The sequence below is a fragment of the Streptomyces hesseae genome (assembly GCF_031845785.1).
Classification (GTDB): Bacteria; Actinomycetota; Actinomycetes; order Streptomycetales; family Streptomycetaceae; genus Streptomyces; species Streptomyces hesseae.
Window position 1 is genome coordinate 1 of sequence record NZ_JAVRFI010000079.1, and the last position, 434, is coordinate 434.

General features: G+C 70.3%; 1 protein-coding gene. It reads left to right on the forward strand.

The window, feature by feature from the left end:
* On the forward strand, nucleotides 1–420 hold a 420-nt coding region (locus RM609_RS34280; protein ID WP_311616596.1), incomplete at its 5' end, for a zinc-binding dehydrogenase.
* Between the last annotated feature and the right edge of the window lie 14 nt (nucleotides 421–434).

Sequence of the window (434 nt, forward strand, 5' to 3'; positions counted from 1 at the left end):
GTCGATCACGATGAGCTCGGCGAGTCGATCGGTGCCGACCGCGGCGTGCTGGCCGACGGCAGCCAGGTCGAGCAGGTGCTGGAGCTCACCGGCGGCCACGGCGCCGAGGTGGTCGTGGACTTCGTCGGCGAGAACGGCTCCACCAAGGAGGGCCTGGCGATGACCCGCCGGGCCGGCGACTACTCGGTGGTCGGCTACGGCGAGAACGTCGACGTCCCGACCATCGACCTGGTCTCCACCGAGGTCAACGTGATCGGCAACCTGGTCGGCTCCTACAACGACCTGGTCGAGCTCATGGCGCTCGCCGCCGCGGGTCGGGTCACCCTGCACACCCAGAAGTACGCGCTGGAGGACTTCCAGAGCGCCGTCGAGGACCTGGACAACGGCCGCGTCCGCGGCCGCGCCATCCTCATCCCGTAGGGGTCCCCGGGGAG